The 16,820-nt window shown below is 40.5% G+C and carries 19 protein-coding genes; 8 read left to right on the forward strand and 11 right to left on the reverse strand.

The window, feature by feature from the left end; genetic code table 11:
- Positions 1 to 84: 84 nt before the first annotated feature.
- Positions 85 to 723, forward strand: coding sequence for a peroxiredoxin (locus J0654_RS08605; protein WP_207027702.1), 639 nt, complete (start codon positions 85 to 87; stop codon positions 721 to 723).
- Positions 724 to 807: 84 nt separating this feature from the next.
- Complete coding sequence (locus J0654_RS08610; RefSeq protein WP_108246532.1) at positions 808 to 1,002, forward strand: cold-shock protein; 195 nt, start codon at positions 808 to 810, stop codon at positions 1,000 to 1,002.
- 427 nt (positions 1,003 to 1,429) lie between these two features.
- Here J0654_RS08610 and J0654_RS08615 read toward each other — a convergent pair whose 3' ends face one another.
- Positions 1,430 to 2,362 carry a peptidylprolyl isomerase gene (locus tag J0654_RS08615; RefSeq protein WP_207027704.1) on the reverse strand — a complete coding sequence of 311 codons (933 nt, stop codon included), beginning with the start codon at positions 2,360 to 2,362 and terminating at the stop codon, positions 1,430 to 1,432.
- 222 nt (positions 2,363 to 2,584) lie between these two features.
- On the opposite strand from J0654_RS08615, the gene J0654_RS08620 reads away from it, so the two are divergent.
- The 5 genes from J0654_RS08620 to J0654_RS08640 all read left to right on the forward strand — a co-directional run bounded on the left by J0654_RS08620 (position 2,585) and on the right by J0654_RS08640 (position 5,366).
- Positions 2,585 to 2,992 (forward strand): putative quinol monooxygenase, encoded by a 408-nt coding sequence (locus J0654_RS08620; RefSeq protein WP_207027706.1) that lies wholly within the window; start codon positions 2,585 to 2,587, stop codon positions 2,990 to 2,992.
- A 198-nt stretch (positions 2,993 to 3,190) separates the two neighbouring features.
- The gene (locus J0654_RS08625) at positions 3,191 to 3,814 is read left to right on the forward strand and encodes a CatB-related O-acetyltransferase (protein ID WP_207027708.1); all 624 of its coding nucleotides are present in this window, start codon (positions 3,191 to 3,193) and stop codon (positions 3,812 to 3,814) included.
- A gap of 64 nt (positions 3,815 to 3,878) precedes the next feature.
- Positions 3,879 to 4,268, forward strand: coding sequence for a hypothetical protein (locus tag J0654_RS08630; RefSeq protein WP_207027710.1), 390 nt, complete (start codon positions 3,879 to 3,881; stop codon positions 4,266 to 4,268).
- 104 nt (positions 4,269 to 4,372) lie between these two features.
- Entirely contained in the window at positions 4,373 to 4,660 is a 288-nt protein-coding gene (locus J0654_RS08635; protein WP_207027712.1) for a hypothetical protein, read from the forward strand.
- Positions 4,661 to 4,796: 136 nt separating this feature from the next.
- The gene (locus J0654_RS08640; protein WP_207028050.1) at positions 4,797 to 5,366 is read left to right on the forward strand and encodes a PepSY domain-containing protein; all 570 of its coding nucleotides are present in this window, start codon (positions 4,797 to 4,799) and stop codon (positions 5,364 to 5,366) included.
- 67 nt (positions 5,367 to 5,433) lie between these two features.
- Here J0654_RS08640 and J0654_RS08645 read toward each other — a convergent pair whose 3' ends face one another.
- Together J0654_RS08645 and J0654_RS08650 are read right to left on the reverse strand one after the other, a co-directional pair.
- A complete protein-coding gene (locus J0654_RS08645; protein WP_207027714.1) occupies positions 5,434 to 6,831 on the reverse strand; it encodes a M20/M25/M40 family metallo-hydrolase in 1,398 nt (465 codons plus the stop codon).
- On the reverse strand, positions 6,828 to 7,712 hold the full coding sequence (locus J0654_RS08650; protein ID WP_207027716.1) for a PPK2 family polyphosphate kinase: 885 nt from the start codon (positions 7,710 to 7,712) through the stop codon (positions 6,828 to 6,830). Before J0654_RS08650 ends, J0654_RS08645 begins: the two co-directional genes overlap by 4 nt.
- 181 nt (positions 7,713 to 7,893) lie before the next feature.
- On the opposite strand from J0654_RS08650, the gene J0654_RS08655 reads away from it, so the two are divergent.
- Positions 7,894 to 8,604, forward strand: coding sequence for a hypothetical protein (locus tag J0654_RS08655; protein WP_207027718.1), 711 nt, complete (start codon positions 7,894 to 7,896; stop codon positions 8,602 to 8,604).
- 1 nt (position 8,605) lies between these two features.
- Here J0654_RS08655 and J0654_RS08660 read toward each other — a convergent pair whose 3' ends face one another.
- The 8 genes from J0654_RS08660 to J0654_RS08695 all read right to left on the reverse strand — a co-directional run bounded on the left by J0654_RS08660 (position 8,606) and on the right by J0654_RS08695 (position 16,807).
- On the reverse strand, positions 8,606 to 9,769 hold the full coding sequence (locus J0654_RS08660; protein WP_207027720.1) for a sigma-54-dependent transcriptional regulator: 1,164 nt from the start codon (positions 9,767 to 9,769) through the stop codon (positions 8,606 to 8,608).
- Positions 9,770 to 9,780: 11 nt separating this feature from the next.
- A complete protein-coding gene (locus J0654_RS08665; RefSeq protein ID WP_313783545.1) occupies positions 9,781 to 10,683 on the reverse strand; it encodes a DUF6268 family outer membrane beta-barrel protein in 903 nt (300 codons plus the stop codon).
- Positions 10,684 to 11,571, reverse strand: a complete 888-nt coding sequence (locus tag J0654_RS08670; RefSeq protein WP_207027729.1) for a mechanosensitive ion channel family protein — start codon at positions 11,569 to 11,571, stop codon at positions 10,684 to 10,686.
- A 6-nt stretch (positions 11,572 to 11,577) separates the two neighbouring features.
- Positions 11,578 to 12,918: an ABC transporter permease gene (locus J0654_RS08675; RefSeq protein ID WP_207027731.1), complete on the reverse strand. Its 1,341-nt coding sequence runs from the start codon at positions 12,916 to 12,918 to the stop codon at positions 11,578 to 11,580.
- Positions 12,908 to 13,846, reverse strand: coding sequence for an ABC transporter ATP-binding protein (locus tag J0654_RS08680; protein ID WP_207027740.1), 939 nt, complete (start codon positions 13,844 to 13,846; stop codon positions 12,908 to 12,910). Before J0654_RS08680 ends, J0654_RS08675 begins: the two co-directional genes overlap by 11 nt.
- Before the next feature lie 180 nt (positions 13,847 to 14,026).
- On the reverse strand, positions 14,027 to 15,142 hold the full coding sequence (gene dnaJ / locus J0654_RS08685; RefSeq protein ID WP_207027742.1) for a molecular chaperone DnaJ: 1,116 nt from the start codon (positions 15,140 to 15,142) through the stop codon (positions 14,027 to 14,029).
- A gap of 6 nt (positions 15,143 to 15,148) precedes the next feature.
- Positions 15,149 to 15,724 (reverse strand): nucleotide exchange factor GrpE, encoded by a 576-nt coding sequence (locus J0654_RS08690; RefSeq protein ID WP_207027744.1) that lies wholly within the window; start codon positions 15,722 to 15,724, stop codon positions 15,149 to 15,151.
- A gap of 135 nt (positions 15,725 to 15,859) precedes the next feature.
- Positions 15,860 to 16,807: a TIGR01777 family oxidoreductase gene (locus tag J0654_RS08695; protein ID WP_207027746.1), complete on the reverse strand. Its 948-nt coding sequence runs from the start codon at positions 16,805 to 16,807 to the stop codon at positions 15,860 to 15,862.
- Positions 16,808 to 16,820 lie beyond the last annotated feature (13 nt).

The raw sequence follows: 16,820 nt of genomic DNA on the forward strand, positions 1-16,820 counted from the left end.
CTTTTAACAAATTTTAACCCGTGCAATCAAATAATCTAGTAATTTTATAGGGTAATAAATTTTAAACTTAAAAATCAAAAACATATGGCAACTTTACGATTGGGGGATACTGCTCCGGATTTTACAGCAGTTACTTCCGAAGGAACACTTAATTTTTACGAATATCTTGGTGACAGTTGGGGGATTTTATTTTCCCACCCTGCAGATTTCACCCCTGTTTGCACCACCGAATTGGGTACTGCGGCCAAATTCAAGGATGAGTTCGATAAAAGGAATGTAAAGATGATGGCCCTGAGTGTTGATGGGGCAGCATCTCATATGGAATGGATCAAGGATATCAACGAAACTCAGAACACGGAGGTGAATTTTCCTATCGTTGCCGATGTGGAAAGAAAGGTGTCGGACCTTTATGACATGATTCACCCCAATGCCGACGACACACTTACGGTTCGTTCCGTATTCATTATCGGCCCGGACAAAAAAATTAAACTTACACTAACATATCCTGCTTCTACCGGACGTAATTTTTATGAATTGCTACGAGTTGTGGATTCTTTGCAATTGACAGCAAACCATAAAGTGGCGACTCCGGCCAACTGGGAACATGGCGAAAAAGTTGTGGTAAGCCCTTCTATTCCAACCGAAGAGGCCAAAGGAATTTTCAAAAAAGGTGTGGAAGAAGTGAAGCCCTACCTCCGTTTAACTCCCGATCCAACTGCTTAAATATTTAATTTAATAGAAAAAAAACTGATTCCCAATAAATTAAACGTACCTTTGTACCCAATTAATTTTTTTTCAATTTATATTATGAGTAAAGGAACAGTAAAATTCTTCAATGATTCTAAAGGTTACGGATTTATCACTGAAGATGGTTCAAACACAGATCACTTCGTACACATTTCCGGTTTAATCGATGAAATTAGAGAAGGTGACGTTGTAGAATTCGAACTACAACAAGGTAAAAAAGGATTGAACGCCGTTAATGTACAAATTGCGGAATAGGTTATAAACAACTTTTTTATAGATGAAGCCCGGGCAATGCCCGGGCTTTTTTTTGTTCATTTTTTTTCGAAATCACGCAACCATTTCTCATTTTGATATCTAAATCATAAACACCACAACCATTAAATCCGCATAAATGAACACCTTTTTTGGAGTACTATCGTTTCTCTTGATCGTAAACGCCCTACTATTGGTATGGAGTGTAAACGGTTCCAAAAAATAGCTTTAAAAACCCACCGTACAATTGGTAGGGTTTTTTTTCGTTGGATTGTTACGTATTAAACACGTTACAACCATGACCACTTTTTTCAGCGTTTTACTGACACTATTGGCTCTTAACTTTTTTTTACTGCTCTTAAGTGTAAATAGGTCCAAATAAAAAAGCTCCCATTTCTGGAAGCTTTTATATCTATATTCGTGAAGTTTTCTATTTCACGTTCATTAATTCCACATCAAAAACCAATGTTGCATTCGGAGGTATAACCCCTCCTGCTCCCGTACTTCCATAAGCCAAATGTGATGGAATTACAAAACGAGCCTTATCCCCTACTTGCAATAGGCTTATTCCTTCGTCCCATCCTGGAATTACTTGCCCAACTCCCAAAGCAAAATCAATGGGTTGGTTTCTTTTGTACGAAGAATCAAAAACTTGTCCATTGGCCAGTGCCCCTTCATAATGTACAGAAACGGTTTTCCCTTTTTCCGCTTTGGCGCCACTACCTTTTTGAATGATCTTGTATCGCAAACCGCTATCGGTCTTATCAAATCCAGCAGCCAATTTTTCCATTTCGGCTTCTGCTCTGGCCTTTTGTTCAGCAATGCGTTTTTCCCTTGCTCCCTCGAATGTGCGGAAAGCTTCAATGGCATTCCAATTCTTTGCTTCATCCCCCACTCTAACAACTTCCAAAGTTTCAATGGTATCTCCTTGGGCAATGGCATCCACAACATCCTGTCCTTTTTCTACACGACCAAATACGGTATGCTTGTTATCCAACCACGGGGTGGCCACATGAGTGATGAAAAACTGGCTCCCATTGGTACCGGGACCTGCATTGGCCATGGATAGCACTCCAGGACCATCGTGTACCAAATCGGGGTGGAATTCGTCATCGAACTTGTAACCGGGGTCTCCCGTTCCAGTTCCGGTAGGGCAACCACCTTGAATCATAAAATCTGGGATTACCCTGTGGAATTTCAATCCATCGTAATAGGGTTTTCCTTGTGGTTTTACACTGTTCTCCATATCTCCTTCGGCCAGTGCAACAAAGTTGCCTACCGTTCCCGGGGTCTTATCGTGGGTAAGTTTCACCAATATTTCCCCTTTGGAGGTATTGAACTTGGCGTAGATTCCGTCTTGCATTGTATGTTGATTAATAGATTATTAAAAACTAAATCCTTGGATTTTTCCAAGGCTGCAAAGATATGAAATACATTGATTTGTTTATAGTGTACTATTGGTGTTAGATCAGAACATAAAGTGTCGACCTACAACACCAATAATCCAAAAAAAATATATAATTAATTGTTTTTTAATAACTTACATACATTGAACACAATTAGCAACCAATTAAAAGCATCCCATATGAAAACAATCAAAGGTTTAGCGCTGATATCCATTCTTACCATATCAACACTCGCTTTCATTGGTTGGCATCCTTCAAAAAAGAAATCACCTATGGCGACAGCAAAAAATGTAATTGTTCTACTAAAGTTCAAATCCCAACCGGAAAAAGGGGATAAAACGGTTTTAGAGTTGACCAAACTCATAGAAAAAGTTAAGGAGGAGCCTCATTTTGTATCCATTAAACTCCATGTAGATACAAAAGATCCAACGAATGTTCTACTTTACGAAGAATGGGAAGATGCCTCCTATTACAACAACGAGCATATGGATACCGATCATATAAAATCGTTTATGGCCAACTCTACCAACTTTTTGAGCGGTCCACCGGATATTACCTTTTGGGAAGTACAACGTGTATTTGAATAATATGATATCATTTCATTTTACAGCGATCATTGTAACAAATTGAGCGGACCTACGTCATACATCCCATAGAAATAATGACAGCACAGGATTCTTTTTGCTTTAATTGAGCTGAAAAATACGCTTAGCATCAAAACTGAAAAAGACTTACATATTTGATGATTTTAAAAATGAATCCAACCAAGCCAAAGCAGCAAAACCATGACCGGACCGGACAAAGACCAAAAGTTTCCTCTAGAGCATTATGACAGACTTTGTTTTTTAAAGAACATTGTAAAAAATCCAAACATTATTGTCGGGGACTACACCTATTATGATGACTTTGAAAATGTAGAGAATTTTGAAAAGAACGTAAAGTATCTTTTTGACTTTGTGGGAGACAAACTCATTATCGGCAAGTTTTGTATGATCGCCTCCGATGTAAAGTTTATCATGAACGGCGCCAACCACCTTACCGATAGCCTGTCCACCTATCCATTCTCCATATTCGGCAACGGTTGGGAAAAGGCCATGGAGGGAAAAACCTTTCCAAAAAAAGGAAACATTACCATAGGTAACGATGTTTGGATTGGGTACAATGCAACCATTATGGCCGGTGTTACCATTGGTGACGGGGCCATTATTGCCACCAACGCCACCGTAGTGAAAGATGTGGAGCCCTACTCCATTGTAGGGGGCAATCCCGCCAAGGAAATCAAAAAGCGCTTTTCTGAGGAAACCATTGCAAAGCTTTTGGAGCTAAAATGGTGGGACTGGGACATTGAAAAAATAACGGCGAATCTTCAGCACCTTACCAGTAACAACATTGATGATTTAATGGTTTGAAAAATTTAAAGTGTAAATAAAAGATCTCTTCATTATTTTTAAGGAACACTTATCCATTACATCAATGAAAATAAAATACAGAAACCGACATTTGAACATTAACCTAGCCTTGGGGTACATGTGGCTGGTGTGGTTCTTGGTTACATACTTGACATCAGAAGAGATCAGTTGGTCGGAATATGGATTGGGACTGTTTTCCCTGATCTATTTTGGCTTCTATTTTTATCAAAGACAAAATAAATATTTGACCATTGCGGACGGCTACATTCAGATAAACGCTCCTTTTGGCAAGAAGCTAAATCTAAATGAAGTGCAACGTATTAGAAAATTTGCGGGAGATTATATCCTAAAAACCGATAAAAAAGAATTAGTGATCAATACCAAGATAGTTGATATGGACTCACTGAAGGATTTGGACAACGAACTACAAAAACTGGATGTGACCTGGTATTAAAAATCAAAATCCCACAAAGCTCCATTCTGTCAAATCCTTTTTTTCATAAATATTTTCAGCACAACCCATAATAGCTTAATTTAGTGGGACTAATATGTTTTACCATGACCATAAGTAAAAGACAGATTGTAATTCTATCCTCCATTTTGGTATTGCTAGCCATACCTTTTATAGCAATGCAATTCTCATCCGAAGTACAATGGTCCCTATTTGACTTTGTAGTGGCAGGTGGTTTACTTTTGGCGGTCGGATTCTCTATTGACCTTACTATCAGAAAGGTTAAAACCGTCCATATGAAATATGTGGCCATTACAACTATTGTTATCCTTTTTCTTCTTATTTGGGCCGAGTTGGCGGTGGGCGTTTTTGGCACACCCTGGGCCGGCAGCTAATGCTGTTTTATTGGGATTTTTTATCATTTCCACCCGAACCTTCTAAAATTTATGTTAAAACAACATCCCCCTTTAAAAATAGGGTCTAAGTACATATTCCCTTTACATAAAATTTCCTGATCTTTAAGGTTTTTAACTGGCACGAATGGGCAAAAGGAAGAAGCAAGCCAAAGTATTACGCATATTTAGAAAAGTACACCGAACCACTGGAGCATTATTGTTTATATTTTTCTTTTTTATTTCCGTTTCGGGACTGATACTCGGCTGGAAAAAGAACTCCAACGGATATATTCTTCCAAAAACCCAAAAAGGAACCACGGCCAACCTAAAAGAATGGTTGCCGGTTGATAGCTTACACACCATCGCCCTCAATACAATCAATAAAAAGGTTCCAGGAACATCTTTTGAGGTGGACCGTATCGACATTAGAAAAGAAAAAGGCGCTGTAAAGTTCCTTTTTGTTGATAGCTTTTACGAAGTGCAACTTGATGGAGCAAATGGCAATGTGCTATCCATTGGTACAAGAAGGTCCGATTTTTTGGAGAACGTGCACGATGGCTCTATACTGGACGAATACCTTGGAACCAACGGCTATGTTAAACTTATCTACACCTCGGTGATGGGGGTCTCTCTTCTAATTTTTACCATTACAGGTTTTTGGTTATGGTACGGCCCCAAGAGAATGAGAAAGGCCGGCAAAGCGTAAAATTGTTCCAAAAGAAAACCGTTCAAACCCAAGGGCAAGAACGGCTACTTAAATATTTTCAATTTACCTATCCTTTGATTTTTTTGGTTGGGATGGTCCCATATTTATCAATTAAATAAACCAAGCTTGCCATTGTAGCTGCCCCCAATTCCAATTCACGCTTATTTACATGTTCAAAGGTATCGTTTTCGGCATGGTGGTGATCGAAATAACGTTGGGTATCGGGTCGCAAACCTGCCAATACCATCCCTTCTTCTTTAAGCGGGCCTATATCGGCTCCACTTCCTCCTTCGTAAAACATGTGGATCAAATAAGGTTCGAACAGATCTCTCCAACCTTGGATCTGTTTCACATTTTCTGCAGATGCATCAATGGAAAAACCTCTGGGGGTGAATCCGCCCGAATCACTCTCCAAAGCAAATACATGCTCCTCATTTTTATTGCGAGCCACTTCTGCATATTTATTTCCTCCCCGCATTCCATTTTCCTCGTTCATAAATAAGACTACGCGAAGGGTTCGTTTTGGTTTATAACCAGTTTCTTTTAAAAGTCGCAATACATCCATGCTCTGTACGCACCCGGCCCCATCATCGTGTGAACCATCTCCCAAGTCCCATGAATCCAAGTGGCCACCTACAACCATAATTTCGTTTGGATAGGTACTGCCCGTAATTTCACCAATTACATTATATGACTGCACATCATCCAATTGCTTGCAATTTTGTTTAAAGTAAAACTTCGCATCTGGATTTAACTTGAGTGTAGTACTCAACAATTCCGCTCCATTGGTACTGATAGCTGCCGCCGGAATTCGTTGGTTTACCGGAGTTTCCCCATATCCCATAGATCCTGTATGTGGATAATCGTCCAAACGAAGGTTCATGGAACGTACAATAACTCCTACTGCCCCATATTTTCCAGCTTCGGCTGCACCTGAGTAACGTTGGTCCACACAACCTGAATAGGCTGAAAAGGTATTGATCAAGGTCGGGTCCATGGGGCGGTTATAGAAAACAATCTTTCCTGCGATTTTATCCCTACCCAGTTTTTCCAAGTCCTCTATGCCCTTTACCTCAACTACACTGGCCTTTAAACCGCCAGCGGGTGTGGACACGGAACCACCCAATGCGCAAATGGGCACATTGGTGGTAAGTCCGGGTTTAGTTTCAAAATAGGCGAATTCCGGCACTCCCCTCACCCACTTAGGCACCATTACAGGTTGCAACCATACTTTGTCGAGTCCCAGTGAGTCGAGTTGTTCCTTGGTATACTCCACGGCATGCTGTGCCTGCACCGAACCGGATAACCGTCCTCCTATTTGGTTGGACAAATAATTGAGCCAATCGTATGCCTTCCCGTTAGTAAGGGCTTCATCGTAAATCGCTTTTATTTGTTTTTCATCCTCGGTCTGAGAAAAAAATGGGGTACTGACCAGCAAAAAGGTTAAAAGTAAGACTATTCTCATGTGGTTTCTTTTTCCAGTTCTTGTTTAAAGGTTTCTAAATTAGCCTTTATTTCATCGTCCAGCTCAGGTTCGGCTATATCTTTGTACTTTTTTAACGCTTCCATCATAATGGATGCCACTATAACCCTGGCCGCTTTCTTATTGTCGGCAGGTATTACAAACCAGGGGGCATGCTCTTTTGAAGTTTTGTTCAAGGCCTCTTCGTAGCAAGCTTCGTACTGACCCCACAGCTTTCTTTCTTCCAGGTCACCTGGCGAAAATTTCCAGTTTTTTTGCTTTAATCGAATTCTTCGCAATAACCGGTGTCGCTGCTCTTCCTTGGATAAATGAAGAAAAAACTTAAAAATTATTGTGCCATTGTCCGCGATATGCCTTTCAAAATCATTGATTTGCTGATATCGTCTTTCCCAAAACCCATCATCAATATCATCAACCGACTCAACATTGGGGAGGTTCTCCCCTAAAATGTACTCTGGATGCACTTTGGTGACCAATACATTTTCGTAATGTGTACGGTTAAACACAGAAAACTTTCCTCTTTCGGGCAAATCAATATAATGGCGCCAAAGGTAATCGTGCTTTCTTTCCAAGGTCGACGGTACTTTAAAGCTGTGCACTACCACTCCCCTAACGTTAAAATCCTTGAAAACTTCCCTGATCAGACTATCCTTGCCTGCGGTGTCCATGCCCTGTAAACAAACCAATACCCCATATTTTCCATGGGCATACAGTGTATCCTGAAAATCGCCCAAGTCCTTTCGTATATTCTTCAACTCCTTTTTGAGTTTCTTTTTTGAAGCACCAAAATCCTCGTAGGTGTCCTTCTCGGTAAGTTTAACGGTATCAACTACTTTGTAGTTTTCTGTTTTGATTTCTTTCATAGGATTGAATATAATTCTTTTTAGCAACTACTTCAACCTACTTTTAAAAAGTGCAGTTCATCGATACTTTTACCACTTACGGTCTAAGATGGTTCTTTAATCGATTTATTTACCCGTCAAAATGATGAAAATGTAACTTGTAAGAAAATCAATACGCAAGGTCCCAAATCTAAAAAGCGTTATGAAAAGCAGAAAGATTATCCTACTTATAGTCTTTGTCATTGGTTTACTTAGCCTATGGCTCATGTCTTCGTTCAACTCCCCTGCAAATGCTTGCCAATATGCAAGCACCAATTTAGAATATATTAAAAATCAAATCCAGGAAGCTGTGCTGGCCAAAGATTTGAACATGGCCAAATACCATGCCTATAAAGCGTTGAATGGCATAGAGAAAACAAAAAGCAATTTTCTGGATTGTGGTTGTGAGGGAGCCATAGAGAGTCTAGGTACCACGCTTTCCCATCTAAAATCGGCCACAAAGTCCAATGTGTTGCAAAAATCCAAGCTCAAGCTTCATAAGGCATTGGAAAGCACCATAATAGGTCTTAATGTGTTAGAAGAGTTCGGACAACAAACATCTAGCGATTATGGCAGCAATGTTTTGGTAATGAACACCAAGGAAGTACTGGATTTTCAAAATGGAACGTTATTGACGCAGGGTGCAGCCGTAAAAAAGCAAGTACATCAATGTCTACTAGGGTTCGAATCTTCATTGAACAAAGTAGTCACCGATGTGGACTGCAAAGATGCCAATAGATTCATCAGAAACATTTATGAAGAATCTCGTTTGACCTTATTGAACACGGAGCTTTCCCAACACAAAAAAGAATATCACCAACGGGTAAAAACCTTGGCGGAAGAAGCCTTGGAAAAGCTAGGGAACTGTAATTAGACTATTTGCTTGCGAATAATTTCACATCTTCCTCGGATACTTCCTTTCCGCCCAAGATGATCAATCGTTCCACCACATTACGGAGTTCCCGTACATTTCCGGTCCAATCGTAGCTTTTTAGTAGGTCTATTGCCTTTTTGGAGAAACTCTTTTGTCCGGTACCTTGTTCGGATGAGATTTTTTTGGAGAAATGCTCTATTAATAAAGGAATATCATCGCGCCTATCGTTTAGTGCAGGTACTTTGATCAAGATTACTGCAAGGCGATGGTAAAGGTCTTCCCTAAATTTACCTTCTTCTATCTCCTTTTTTAAATCTTTATTAGTGGCCGCAAGTACTCGAACATCCACTTTAATATCCTTATCGGAACCTACGCGACTGATTTTGTTCTCCTGCAAGGCCCTTAACACTTTGGCCTGCGCCGACAAACTCATATCCCCGATTTCATCCAAAAATATGGTTCCCTTGTTCGCTGCTTCAAACTTACCGGCCCTATCTTTTACGGCCGATGTAAAAGCACCCTTGACATGTCCGAACAACTCACTTTCTATCAGTTCTGAGGGAATAGCGGCACAATTGACCTCTACAAACGGCGATGAAGACCGAGGGCTTTTTTGGTGCACCCAGTGGGCCACCAGTTCCTTTCCTGTACCATTGGAGCCTGTGATCAGCACTCGGGCATCGGTAGGCGCCACTTTTTCAATCATTTCCTTGATTGCAGCTATTTCCTTGCTTTCCCCGATCATCTCGTAGTTCTTGGAGACCTTTTTCTTGAGCACTTTATTCTCAACGGCCAGCTCTTTTCTTTCCAGAGCATTACGAACCGTGGTCAGTAATCTATTTAAATCCGGTGGTTTGGAGATATAATCATAGGCACCCAACCTCATGGTATTCACGGCCGTGTCCAAATCCCCATGTCCCGAAATCATAATGAAGGGGATTTCAGGTTTTATCTTTTTGGCAGCTTCCAAGACTTCCACCCCATCCATCTTGGGCATCTTAATATCACACAGTACTAGGTCAAAATCTTCCTTTTTGATGGCATCGATACCAACAAGGCCGTTTTCTGCTTCCAAAACATTATAGCTGTCATTTTCTTCAGCCAGTATTTTAACCAATACCCTTCTAATTGCCGATTCATCCTCTATTACCAAAATTTTTGACATAAGCTGCTATTTTAAAATACTCCTATTTTGAAGCCTGTTCTAATATAAAAATTTGACTCGTCATTCAACAAATAAACCTTGCCTTGATCATCATTTCTTAATATTCCTTCCTGAACAACCGTTTTACCTACCATGGCAAAAAGCGACATTCTCTTGGATATATTATATTGGTACACCAATGTTCCCAACAATGAAGTGAGCGATATCTTCGAAGCCACTTGGCCGTTGTCCAAAAGAATATCGTTCTGAAGGTTGATAAAGTAACCATCCAATAATAGTGCCATTTCCAAGGAATGCTTTTTATTGAAGTAATGCCGTAAACTTGATTTTGGTATTCCAAACGTAAACGACCAATTGGGATGAAACCTACGATAATAGTTTACCAAGGGAAGGGGCACCGGTAATCCGGTTGTGCTATTGTAGGTCAACCCCAAAACAATACGATACGGCTTATCTGCATTTGGGCGTTCTTTCCAAAAAGTTGCAGTGGCATTCATAAAAAAATCGTCGGTAACGGTGCCGTTCATAAAATTGGAAGCCATTCTTGGTGTTAAAATGGTGACCAGGTTCCAATTTTCATTCCATTTGGTAAGGTAGCCCAGATTCAAATCGATAACATGAAAGCGAATCAGTTCACTTTTATCAAAAGGCAAATTCTCGGAATATCCCATATCGAAACGATTGTATTCCATTCCGGCAATAAGATAATCTTGCTTTTCATTGAGCTTTATGGGCAAATTTATAAGCGCCTTATAGCGTTGTGTTTTGATCCCTGTATCATTTTCGGGGATATTGAGGTATTCTACCCTAAAAATATCCGTGCTCTGTGCCCATATATTGGAGCCACAAAGTATTACAATGAAAATGAACCATTTTCTAATTGCACTATGGTTTACTGAGGTTTTTATGTCTATCTATTGTTTTGGCTGAATAATGTGTATATCGCGCTGTGGGAACGGTATACTAACGTTGTTCTCTTTGAACTTGGCATTGATCTTATAGCGCATTTCGCTTTTTATCCGTGGGTCCCTAAAAGTATCGTTGGTAAAAAAGTATATGGAAAAAATTAAGGCCGAATCCCCAAAATCCTCAAAAAGCACAAATGGTTTAGGGCTTTTGAGCACCTGTCTTTGCCCATGGGCTATTTCTTCCAATATTTTTGTGACCAGATCAACATCACTTCCATAAGCTACACCTACACTTACTTTTTCACGTGTGGTCCTATGGTTTTGGGTATAATTGTAAACAATGTCGCTTATAAATTTATGGTTGGGCAGTATCAACACCTTGTCGTCGCGTGTAATGGCCCTTGTGGTACGCAATTTAATTTCGAATACCTTGCCCACTTTCCCATCCACTTCCACAACATCCCCAACTTGAAGGGACTTGTCCACTATAATAAAAATACCCCCAAGAATATCTTTGAACAATTCTTGCAAAGCAAGCCCCAAACCAACGAACAGTGCCGCCGATGCCGTAATTACCAAGGTAATGTCCACCCCTGCAGCACTTAAGGTGACCAAAACCGCAATCAGGTAAATCACATAGTTCAGGAACTTAAAAACACTGGAAAACTTTTGCTTGTCTTCCTGTTGCATTTTACGGGTGATGAGATGCCGTAACCATTTAAGTATAAAGTTTGTTGCAATCAATGTAAGGGTTAAAAGCAACAGTAATCCTATGGTAAGGTGAATGGATTTTTCGCCTTGGCCAATATGGAATCCAAGGTCTAAAAAATCTTTAATGGACCCCCAAACATCCTCCTGTATAATTTCCTTTATATCTTCTGCTCCTTCTTGCATACTGCTCTAATATCTTAACCACTTAATCAATTCTTTGTATGTAGGCTTTTTACCATACATTAAGATACCGGTTCTGTAAATTTTAGCCGCCAATGATACGATACCCAAAAAGGTAACGATCAAAAGAAAAATAGACAATAAAAATTGCCACACGGGCACTCCTCCTTCTCCTATTCCCCCAGGCAACCTCATCAGCATTACAATTGGTGATGTTAATGGAAACAATGAAAACCCGACTGCAATGGGACCATGTGGATTACTGAATACGGAAAAGAACCCAACATAAATAGCCAACATTAAAGGTAATATAATAGGGAAAATAAATTGCTGTGTATCTGTCTCATTATCCACTGCCGCACCAATGGCTGCATAAATGGAACTGTAAATAAGATACCCCAGAACAAAATATATGAAGAAAGATATAATCAATAAGCCCCAAGGAATATCGTAAATCTCTTTTGCGTACATCATCATTTCACTATCCATTGCACCTAATTGAGACACGCCCATTGCTCCAGGAGTCACACCACTAGTATCAGCAGAAAGCGCTGCTAGGTCCACACCAAAAATCAATACAACAATAAACATTAATAATGATGCAGAAATAATCCAGATGGAAAACTGCGTGATTCCCGCCAAGGAATTACCGATGATCTTGCCCAGCATTAATTGAAAAGGCTTTACCGAGGATATGATCACCTCAATGATCCTACTTGTTTTTTCTTCGATAACACTTCGCATCACAAAACCACCATAAATAATAATGAACATCATAATGGCGTATCCAAAACCTCCCCCGATAAAAGCTTTGATCTCGTTGATACCTTTCATGCTCTTTTCCCCATCGAACGTCGAAAGATTTATTTCGAAAGGTTTTTCCACACTGGAAAATTGTTCAAAACTCACCCCCAACTTTTGCAATCTGTTTTGTCTTAACTGGCTCTGAAAAATATCCTCCAATTCCTGTGTCACCGATGTGTTTGGATTGTCCTTGGTATACAGATAAGCGGCATTGGCGACTTGCTCAACGGTCGGTGCTGGTGGAATGTGAAGCAATCCGTAATACTCCAATGCTGTAGTGGAATCCTTTGCCTGTTCCAAGCTCAAATCTTCCAGATGGACGAAAGAAATATTTTTTGAGGGATTGAAGTCATTTTGAAAAAAGGAACTTTCGTTCAAAACCGTCACCACTCTGGTCTCCTCATCATTTACCTTGGCCAAATAGGCAATAAGGACAATCATTCCAACCATTAAAAGCGGACTTAAAATGGTCATTACAATAAAGGAACGGTTGCGCACCTTGGCCAAATACTCCCGTTTAATGATCAACCCTAATTTACTGGCCATTATCCTTGTTGTTTACGGTTTGAATAAAAATATCGTTGGCAGATGGTATGGTTTCCTCGAACCTATTAATATTGGCACCTTTGGAAAGTTCCATTAAAATATCCCCGGTTTGATGGGATGGCAATTGCACTTTGAAGTTCAATTGGTTTTCATCAGAATCGACCTCAGAGGAAAGGATATTGAATTTTTCTTTCAAAGAACGCATCATGGCACTAACATCTTTTTCCACATAAAGACCTACATTGAATATATTGTTCTTATAGGCTTTTTTGATATCGGACAATTTTCCGTCAAGGATTTTTTCCGATTTGTGTATGAGGGCAATATGCTCACAAAGCTCTTCCACGGATTCCATTCGGTGTGTGGAAAAAATAATAGAGGTTCCGTTTTCCTTTAGTTGAAGGATTTCATCCTTGATGATGTTGGCATTTATGGGATCAAAACCACTGAAAGGCTCATCAAATATCAAAAGTTTGGGTTCATGGAGCACGGTAACAATAAACTGAATTTTTTGTGCCATCCCCTTGGAGAGCTCTTGTATCTTTTTATCCCACCAATCCCCAATGTTCAAGCGGTCGAACCAATATGTAAGCCGAGTCTTGGCCTCGCTTTTGGACAATCCTTTCAATTGAGCCAAGTACAGCGCTTGTTCGCCTACCTTCATGCTTTTGTACAACCCTCGTTCTTCGGGCAGGTACCCAATGGACGCAATATGTTTTGGGGCCAAAGGTTCCCCATTCAATAAAATCTCACCGGAATCTTGATGTGTTATTTGATTGATTATCCTGATAAACGAGGTTTTACCGGCCCCGTTAGGACCCAAGAGTCCATAAATGCAATTCTTGGGAATTTGTAGTGAAATGTTGCTCAGCGCTGTGTAATCACCATAAGTTTTGGTCACATTTTCAGCAACAAGGATATGATCCATGTAAACAATTTTTTCAAAGATATGTATTTGCTGGATACCTTATTTCCTATAAAAACAAAAACCCACCCTTAAAAAAATCAAGGATGGGAAAAAAATTGCTATGAAAAAGAAAATTAGATATCGGTCACCCAACATCAGTTTCAAATATACGTTTTTTATTTTAACAGAAGGTTTTTATTCTTACGAGAACATATCTTTTACCTTCTCAAAAAAGGATTTATCCGATTTTTCGGGCCTTGGGACAAAATTGTCATCGTCCTGCATACGCTCAAAAAATTCCTTTTGCTCCTTGTTTATATTCTTTGGTGTCCAAACATTTACATGCACCAACAAATCTCCTGCTCCATAGCCATTAAGACTGTTGATTCCCTTGCCCCTAAGCCTTAAAATTTTTCCAGACTGTAGGCCTGGTTCCAATTTTATGCGGACTTTTCCGCCTATGGCATCAATTTCTTTGGAACTTCCAAGTACTGCCTCGGGCATACTTATGTACAAATCATAATGTAGATTGTCCCCTTCACGCTTTAGGGTTTCGTGCTCCAAAGTTTCAATGGCCACCAACAAATCCCCTGCTATTCCATTACCTGGGGCATCGTTACCTTTTCCTGCCACTTTAAGCTGCATACCGTCCTCTACTCCTGGCGGTATTTTAATGGAAACAGTCTCCTCTTCCACTTTTAGGCCTTGAGCATCGGCTCCAGCAGGTTTTTTGTCTATAGCCTGCCCTGCACCGCCACAAGTAGTACAAGTGGTTGCCGTTTGCATTCTACCCAAAATAGTATTGGTAATTTTGGTAATTTGTCCGGTACCATTACATGTGGGACATGTTTTATAAGTAACACCGTCTGCCTGAAGTTTGCGTCTTACCTTGACTTTTTTCTCCACTCCGTTGGCAACTTCTTCCAGCGTCAACTTTACACGAATACGCAAGTTGCTTCCCTTGGCCCTGCGTTGTCCGCTGCCAAATCCACCAAATCCGCTGAATCCACCTCCAAAGGCTCCTCCGAAAATATCACCGAACTGACTAAAGATATCATCCATGTTCATACCTCCGCCGCCAAATCCTCCGCTACCATCGAAGGCTGCATGGCCAAATTGGTCATACTTTGCCCTTTTGTCAGGGTTACCCAACACCTCATAAGCCTCGGCGGATTTCTTGAACATTTCCTCAGCTTTGGTATCGCCTGGATTCTTATCCGGGTGGAATTCGATGGCCTTTTTTCGGTAGGCCTTTTTTATTTCTGCAGCTGAAGCTCCTTTGGAGACTCCCAATATTTCGTAATAATCTTCCTTCATACAGCTTTAGTTTCCAACAACAACTTTTGGATGTCTGATGATTCGGTCACCAAGTTTGAAACCTTTTTCAACGACATCTATGATTTTCCCTTTCATTTTCTTGTCAGGTGCCGGTATTTGCGTGATGGCATCGTGCACCTCGGCATCGAATGTATCCCCGGGCTCCACCTGAACTTGTTCCAAACCTTTGTTTTTAAGGGTCTCCTTGAACTTATTGCTGATGAGTTCAACTCCCTTGAACATTTCTTTGTCCTCCGACTTGGAGAGTTCTTTTAAGGCACGATCAAAGTCATCCATAATGGGTAACAAGGCCACCATGACTTCCTGTCCCGCTGTTTTGAACAAATCCATCCGTTCCTTCGAAGTTCTTCGCTTGTAATTTTCAAACTCTGCAAAAAGTCTAAGGAACTTTTCTTTTTCCTTGGCCAAATCCTCGCGTAACTTTTCCTCTTCGGAACGTTCTTCCTCGCTTTCTTCTTCGTTTTCGGCCTCTATATGTTCGTCGTTCAGCTCAGTACTCTCTTCGGTTTGCCCCTTTTTAGGCTCATCTTCCATTTCCTCAACCTTACTTTTATCGCTCATGTTCTATTGTTTTATTCCGATTTGAAGTGGCAAAAGTACTGCCAATTGTCCAAAAATGTCAAAATGTCACCGCAAAACATAAAAAAAGCCGCCGAAGCGGACTTTGTACATTAAAATCGTCATGAAAATGGATTCCTATGCTTCAATGGATGCAGGAACTCCTTCTTCCCTTTGAGGGGTGTACAAGGCTTTCAAAGCTTGACAAACATTTACATACTGGAAAGAAAACCCTTCATCTTCAATCTTTTTACTGCTTACACGCTGGCTAGCCAACAAAAGTGTCGACATTTTTCCCAAAATCACTTTTAAAATAAACGCGGGAACATTGGGCATCCAAAGAGGTCTGTCCAAAATTCTAGCCAATTCTTTGGTAAGCTTTGTATTTGTAACAGGGTTTGGAGCCACACCATTATATGTTCCTTGAAGGTTGTTTTCAACGGCAAAAGCAAACATCTGTGCCAAATCTTCAATATGAATCCAAGATTGCCATTGATCTCCACTTCCTATGGGTGCGCCTACAAAGTTTTTAACGGGCAGGGCCATTTTGGGAAGGGCTCCCCCATCTTTGGACAAGACCAGGCCAATCCGGATTTTGGCCACATCAACTCCTAAGTCCTTAAAAGTTTCGGCCTCCGTTTCCCATTTAGTAACAACCTCTCCCAGAAATCCATTGTCCACCTTATCCGTATCCTCTTCATAATAATCACATATGGAGCTGGGATAAATACCAATGGCCGAAGCGGAAACCAAACATTCCACTTCTCCGTTATTGGACCGTTCCAGTCCTTTTTTGAGCGTTCGTAAACTATCTACACGGCTGGAAAGCACTTTTTTTCTGTGCTCAGGAGTCCAACGCTTGGCTATATCGGTGCCGGCCAAATTAATTATGGCCTGTACATCCTTAAAGCATTCCAAGTCTATTTCCCCTTTGGACGGATTCCAATAAAAACCCTGGAAATCTTCTGTGGAAGTAATCTTTTCTTTACTTGTGCTCAAATAATTTACGGGAATACTTCTTTGGTGCAAAACCTCTACTATGGCCTGCCCCACCAATCCCGTAGCACCTGTTATCAACACCTTCATACTATCATTTTGT

The organism is Flagellimonas profundi, assembly GCF_017313275.1.
GTDB lineage: Bacteria > Bacteroidota > Bacteroidia > Flavobacteriales > Flavobacteriaceae > Flagellimonas > Flagellimonas profundi.